6 protein-coding genes are annotated in these 6,974 nt (G+C 59.0%); 1 reads left to right on the top strand and 5 read right to left on the bottom strand.

The features are described from left to right. Window positions 1-114: 114 nt before the first annotated feature. Window positions 115-969 (bottom strand): SDR family oxidoreductase, encoded by an 855-nt coding sequence (locus ACOSYY_RS07695; RefSeq protein ID WP_421661683.1) that lies wholly within the window; start codon window positions 967-969, stop codon window positions 115-117. Between the two features lie 276 nt (window positions 970-1,245). Next, the gene (locus tag ACOSYY_RS07690; protein WP_421661682.1) at window positions 1,246-1,701 is read right to left on the bottom strand and encodes a hypothetical protein; all 456 of its coding nucleotides are present in this window, start codon (window positions 1,699-1,701) and stop codon (window positions 1,246-1,248) included. Between the two features lie 297 nt (window positions 1,702-1,998). On the opposite strand from ACOSYY_RS07690, the gene ACOSYY_RS07685 reads away from it, so the two are divergent. Beyond that, a complete protein-coding gene (locus ACOSYY_RS07685; protein WP_421661681.1) occupies window positions 1,999-4,251 on the top strand; it encodes a VTT domain-containing protein in 2,253 nt (750 codons plus the stop codon). Between the two features lie 33 nt (window positions 4,252-4,284). Here ACOSYY_RS07685 and ACOSYY_RS07680 read toward each other — a convergent pair whose 3' ends face one another. The 3 genes from ACOSYY_RS07680 to ACOSYY_RS07670 form a co-directional block, all read right to left on the bottom strand. Continuing rightward, window positions 4,285-5,232, bottom strand: a complete 948-nt coding sequence (locus tag ACOSYY_RS07680) for a glycosyltransferase family 2 protein (RefSeq protein WP_421661680.1) — start codon at window positions 5,230-5,232, stop codon at window positions 4,285-4,287. Then, window positions 5,229-5,906 carry a PIG-L deacetylase family protein gene (locus ACOSYY_RS07675; RefSeq protein WP_421661679.1) on the bottom strand — a complete coding sequence of 226 codons (678 nt, stop codon included), beginning with the start codon at window positions 5,904-5,906 and terminating at the stop codon, window positions 5,229-5,231. The genes ACOSYY_RS07680 and ACOSYY_RS07675 overlap by 4 nt, the downstream gene beginning before the upstream one ends. Before the next feature lie 328 nt (window positions 5,907-6,234). Next, window positions 6,235-6,974: glycosyltransferase family 2 protein (locus ACOSYY_RS07670; RefSeq protein WP_421661678.1), on the bottom strand; the 740-nt coding region annotated here is incomplete at its 5' end.

Here is a 6,974-nt window from a genome sequence, read left to right as displayed (position 1 = left end):
ATTGCGTATAGCCGCAGGATGTTCAAAAATCTTTCCCAGCGAGGCGGCAACAAGGTCCGCGAAGCAACGCATAAGGAGCCTCACATGTGCGGGCGCCCTCGGCTTCGCATCCTGCTAACCGTTCACGACGGTCCCTCCGTTGGGATGCAAAACCTGTCCCGTCATGTACGAGGCGTCCTGCGACGCGAGAAATACATAACAAGGCGCGACTTCTTCCGGTTGGCCCGCGCGTTTCAACGGAACGTCCGATCCGAACGTGGCGACCTTGTCCGGCGGAAATGTCGAGGGGATTAACGGCGTCCAAATCGGACCGGGCGCCACGGCATTGACGCGGATCTTCTTCTCGGATAGAGCCAAGGCCAGCGATCTGGTGAACGACACGATGGCGCCTTTCGTCGAGGAATAGTCCAGCAGCTGAGGGCTTCCTTTATAGGCGGTCACGGACGTGGTATTGATGATGCTTGCGCCTTCCGCAAGATGCGGAAGGGCCGCCTGCGCCATGAAGAAATAGGAAAAGATGTTCGTGCGAAACGTCCGCTCAAGTTGAGCCGGCGTGATCTTGTCGAGGGTGTCTTGGGGGTGCTGTTCAGCCGCATTGTTGACCACTATGTCGAGCCGGCCCAGCTCCCGTAGTACGGTGCGCACGGCTTGCATGCAATGCTCGTGGCTCCCGACATCTCCGGCGACGGCCATACAACGGCGACCCTCCTGCTCGACCAGGCGTTTGGTTTCTTCCGCGTCCTTGTGCTCATCCAGATAGGCGATGGCAAGATCCGCTCCTTCGCGGGCAAAGGCGATAGCGATGGCTCGTCCAATACCGCTGTCGCCGCCGGTGACGAGCGCGACCTTGCCGCTCAGTTTGCCCGTGCCATGGTGCACGCGGTTCTCTGCCTTTGGACGAGGCGTCATCTCGGACTCGATGCCCGGTTGTCTTGTTTGCTGTTGAGGAGGGCGTTGTTGTTCGGGCATACGAATACTCCTTTCACAGCAGAACTTCGTCCTGCGCTTCATGGGGACATGGACTTCAAGGATGGTGACCGGTTAAAAAACTCTCACATACCTGATTCACTCTCCGTAGAGCCGAAAAAAGCGCTGAAAGAATCCTAGGCTGCTAACGTCACAGCTAACGATGAGCGCGATGTGGTGATCGTGACTCAATCATGATTCCTCCGGCATGCATGCACTGAGGCAGGTGAACTCGCGTCTTCCTGCCTCAGTGCGAGGGAACCACACGATACAGCTCGGCTAATATCCTCCACCTCCGCCCGATGACCCTGTGCCGCCGGATGATCCCATGCTACCCGATGATCCCGTGTTCCCGGATGAGCCCTGACTGCCGGCGACGCCCCCCGGTCCTGACTTGGTGAGATCATCTCTCTGGTCAGTGGCATGAGGGTCAACTTTGCTCGAACTAGGGATGTCCCCTCGTCCTCCTCGAGTCACAATACCGCCAGGATTATCTTCGGTGATCACGGATGAATCTTTCCCCATCTTGCCCGACGATTCGTGACCTTGCTTCATGGTTCCGCTCGATCCACCGGTGGTTCCGGATCCGCTTCCTGACCCACTGCCCATTGTGCTACCCGATTGAGTTCCACTTTTTGAACCACTCTTTGATTGGTCCGCCTGGGCCGCGCCGCCGGCGAACAAGAGTATTCCGCCGGTCATCAGCATGTACGCGCATGTCTGTCGTATCCTCATATGAGGCCTCCTTCAATAAAAGTTTGGTGAAGCAGTTAGCCAAGACTCGGTGCAAAATGCAGACCCCTTTGGAGAGGACGATGGATCGCTGAAATACACAGGATTGTTCACCATGCGTCGACAATGTCGAAACGCGGCAGAGCTTGCGTCTGATTTACAAGACACGATGTCTTATGACGCAAGACATTCTGTCCGTGCACCGGAACAGAGCGCTGAAGAGCATCAACTCGATGAGCCCGTTCGAGGGCATCAGCTTTGCACAATTTCCGATTAAGGAAGGAGAAGCACAGGATAAATATGCCCAGGGACGAACGGGACATAGCTATACAGGAAATCGATCGGGAAACACGATCTGACGATTCCTCTCCTGCTCTCAACGGCCTCGATGGATCGACGGCCGATCGCCTCGCGCCTCATAGCGAGGAGTCGCGCATACATCGCGCGAACATCCGGTTCGAGCCTGGACGGAATTGTTGGCGCGTGGAGCGGGCGGAGCAAGCGGCATTCTTGATCGACGGCGAAGAATACTTCTCCGCCTTTCGCGAGGCGGCTCTTGCCGCAGAGCATTCCATCTATATTTTGGGATGGGATTTCGATACGCGTATTCGCATGATGATCGGTCGTGAGTCCGATGGTTATCCGGATCGCCTGGGTCCGTTTCTTCGCGCTCTCCTCGTGCGGCGTAAGAGGCTGCATATTTATGTTCTGGTCTGGGACTTCCACGTCATCTATTTCAAGGAGCGGCAGTGGTGGCTTCCCCAACGTCTCTTGGCCCATCGGCGCCTCCATTTTTGGAAGGACGGCGCGCACCCCGTCGGAGCCTCTCAACATCAAAAAGTGGTGGTCGTGGATGACGCTGTCGCGTTTGTAGGCGGCTTCGATTTCGCTCAATGCCGATGGGATACGTCGGAGCACCGCATGGATCATCCGGACAGAACAATGCTGTCCGACGGCACGCCGTGCCGTCCGTTCCACGATGTTCAGATGCTGGTTGACGGCGACGCGGCGGCGGCATTGGGGCAATTGGCATGGACGCGCTGGGAAGTCGCGACAGGGGAACGGCCGTCCCCGCCTCCGCCCAACAGGGTCCACAGTCCGTGGCCGGTTTCAGTCCAGCCTGATTTGCGGGAGATCCAGGTCGCCATCGCGCGCACGATGTCGGCCGCTGCAGACCAGCCTCCAGTGCGCGAAGTGGAGCGGTTGCTGATGGATCTGTTTCGAGCCGCGCGCCGGTGCATCTATATCGAAACTCAGTACTTTACCTCTAAGGTGTTGGTCGAGGTTCTAACGGAATTGTTACAGCGCGAAGATGGACCCGATATCGTCATGATCCTGCATCCCAGCAGTGATGGATGGCTGGAACAACATACGATGGATGTGTTGCGCGGGAGAGCGCTCAAGCAGCTTCGGTCGGTCGATCGCCATCATCGGTTGGCGATGTACTATCCTCGTGTGCCCGACGCGGAAGGACGGTGCATCAGCGTGCACAGCAAGGTCTGCCTCATCGATGATACGTATGTGCGCGTCGGCTCGGCGAATATGAGCAATCGCAGCCTGGGATTCGATACCGAATGCGATCTGGCCGTCCATGCCGCGGGCGATACAAGAGTGGAAACCGGCATCGCCGCCTTCCGCAATCGACTGTTTGCCGAACATTTGGATGTATCCCGCGAGGAGGTGGCCCAGGCACTGCGGCACCATTCGAGGTTGATCGCCGCCGTGGAGGCTCTTCGCGGACGAGATCGGACGCTTGAGGTGTTCGACAAGAATATTCCACCGGAAGTCGATGAGCTGGTGCCTGATGATGAGTTCATCGACCCGAGCCGACCCTATGAGACTCAACTTGTGCCTGTCGAGATTCGGTCCTCGGCGCATCGACAGATGGTCATGGGTGTAACGGTGCTGCTGATTGTGGCTGGGCTTGCGGCGGCCTGGCGGTGGTCACCGCTGGGAGAGTGGATGGAACTGTCACGGCTCCTGGCCTATGCGGAAGCATTCGAGCGCAGCCCGGCGGCCCCGTTCGTCATCATAGGATCCTTCGTGATCGGGGGGCTTGTCGTCGCGCCGGTCACGGTGCTTGTCACGGTCACCGTGCTGGCGTTCGGCCCGCTGCACGGGTTTGTGTACAGTTTCATTGGAATGACGCTCAGCGCGCTGGCGACGTTCGGACTCGGCCGCTTGATGGGACGGCAGCTGGTTGAGCGTTGGTCCTCTCGCCTGCATCGTTTGAGCCGCAATTTGGCCGCCAAAGGCGTGTTGGCAATCGTTGCCGTGCGGGTGATACCGGTCGCCCCGTTTACCGTAATCAATATGCTCGCGGGAGCCACACATATTCGAACCAGAGACTTTTTGTTGGGAACCGTCCTCGGCGAATTGCCCGGTCTGCTGGCCATCGCCGTTTTCATGGACCAAGTGACGACCGCACTGCGCGCTCCGGGTCTTGGGAGCTATCTCGTCCTGGCCGGGTCGGCCATCGTGATGGTGACCGCCGTGTGGTGGTTACGGCGTTGGCTTTCACGGCGCGCGGATTTCTCGAACGGTAAGACGTGACGCGCTTCCGGCATGGCGCGTCTTCTCGGCAGCTCAGGTGTGGGCTTGCTGCGTGAATGGTTCGCCTCCAACGTGGCTAAGGCTGTCGCCCCGTTCGAGCATCCGGATGAGAGTCTCGACACGCGGAGAAATCGCACGCCGCCGACGCCAGACCCATGGCAGCCCTCTCAGCGCATCAAGAAAGCCGTTTCGAACGACGGGGTCCGTCTTCAATCGTACCAACGCTCGCCAGGTTTCCCGCCACGCGGAGGCAGAGGGCCGCCGCATCCATGCGATCCACAAGGCGTTGCGAATCAGGTGACGCCGGCGCAGCGCGGTGTCTCGATGCGATGACGGCATATGTCGCACGGTCGCTCCGGCGAGGTACAACATCGACCATCCGGCTTCGGCCAGGTCATAAGCGACCAAGGCCTCTTCCCCTCCCAGGAACAAGCGGGGCTCAAAGCCGCCGACCTCCAACCAAGCGGAGCGGCGTACGATCGATGCTCCGGCGAGGAAGCCAAGAATCGCGGGTCCCGGTAAATCGGCGGAGCGGGGGAGTGAACTCTTCGCCATGGCGCGGCATGTCGGATCCTCGCGCTGGTCAGAACCAACGAGCACTCTGGCTGTGACAACCGCGACCTGAGCGTGGCGCTCCATGACGTCCGCCGCTGCTCGGAGCGATCCTTCCGTCCACCAGGTATCATCGTCGCAAAGAGCGACATATTTCGTCGCCGCATGCCGAATCCCTGCATTGCGCGCCGCAGCGCCCATATTGGTATTCATTCGTAAAACCTGCACAGCCGGATAGCTGGCTTCAATCCTTGCGGCAGTCCCATCGGAGGACGCATTATCCACGACAATGATGGTCGGATCTTCCGGAAGCCGCGCAAGTCGATCGACTGTACGCAACAGCTCTTGCTCGCGATTGTAGGTCAAGACGACGACGCTCACTCGATCGTCACGGTGACCTCTACGGAAATGAAGGTCGTCTTCCGTCACGGCTGGATCATCCAATATCGTTCCGGAAGAAACACATCCTCGTAACCCGGACGTCCTGGCGTGGTGAGGGCCCGTAATTGTGACGCGTAGCACTGGACGGCGGGCCATTTACGTTCGCCCGCCAAGGGGCCCAGATTAGTCCGCCGGACACGGATGCCTCGTGATCGGAGATGGGCAAGACGTTCGTTCAGAAGATGCGGAATGCGGCGGTACAGGGCATCTTCATAGAAGTACCATGTGAATCCGGGATACCAGTCCCTCAGGGTAAGACATGCTTCCGATGTCAACCGATGGTCGCTATGAAAGAGGCCCAAGGGAACGAATAGACTACGCGGAGACACGGTCTCGATCACCACGGACAACGTTCGTACCACGTCGGAGCAAGATGCCGGGGTCTGATATTGACTGTCGTAAAACGGCAACCAGAGGGCATAGGCGCCGAGCAGGGACAACGCTCGTGCATCTTCGCGGCGCCTGAGCGCCATGACGTCGTCGCCGACTTGAAAGCCGCTTGAACGGTCCCATTCGGTCAAAGAGTCGTTCGGGTCCGGGCCCCCGGCGCAGACCGTCACGACAGTGGAGCCACGATAGGTTTGGAGCAACGAGCCGCAGGCGAACACGGCGTCGTCGCAGTGCGGGGAGATGATCAGTATTCGAAGCCGTGAAGGAACCATCCGCGCAGTTCGGTATGTAGAAATAGCCATGATCGCCGGCGATGTAGGCCCGAATCGCCTTGTCCAAATCGGGCAATCCCAATCTCAGCACACCTCCCGGAATGAGGACGCGTTTGAACTCGCGTAGGGCGACAGGGATATCAGATAGGGCAAGTCCTGAAGCATGCGCATGGCCACTATATCTATCCCGGGACCCACGTGGAGGTCCGCATTGAGTCATCCGGGCATGTGGCGAGGACCACACCCCATGTTGAGCCGTTTGATCGGCACACAAGGTTTCAGGCTCTTGAGGCCCATGATCGTGAATGAACCGGCGGTCTCGCCTTTGCTACAGGAATGCGACCCGAAACCGCCATGCGCCTTGGAGGCGCCAAAACACGGCCAACGGAGGAATCAGCGCCGACGTCACCGCCATTTCAAGGATATGACTCGGCTCCCGAGACGTCGCGCGTAAACGTCGCGTGCAAAATAAGGCCGTCATCCCCAGCCACAATGCCAGCCCAAGCAAGACGCCGAATGTCCACTGGACAACGACGGCTGCGACGGCGAGCAGCAAGACCGCCACGGTCGCATAATAGCGCCATGGTGGCTGTCGCTGAAGCAATGAGCGATACAGACCCGGATGTTTTTTGTACAGCAAGGCGTTGTAAAGGTTGTTGCGTTGCTGGCCGAGGCTGATGCCCCATGGCGCGGGACGAGCCGGATGAAGCACGATCGCCCGCGGGCAACTCATCATTCGGTGCCCGCGCTCCAGCAACATGAACTGTAAGTCGCTGTCTTCCCGCCAGGCCGCTGTAAATCGCTCATCGAAGCCATGAACCTCTTCCAGCGCCGTTTTGCGGTAAAAACAGTTCGCCGTCGCCCCGGGAGCTCGTTCCAGTCCCTTTGTGTTCAACTCGTGGTCGGTGGGGATTGCGGGAATGGGGACGACAATGCGTCCCCATATGCCGGATGACCCGGATTCCATAAGCGCCGCTCCGCCGGTTTCGAGCCACTTGGGTTGCGCGATGCAATCGTCATCGGTGAAGGCAATGATCGGACCTCTAGCCGATTTCCACCCGAGATTCC

The organism is Nitrospira sp. BLG_2, assembly GCF_049222245.1.
This window is presented reverse-complemented; position numbering and strand designations above follow the sequence as displayed.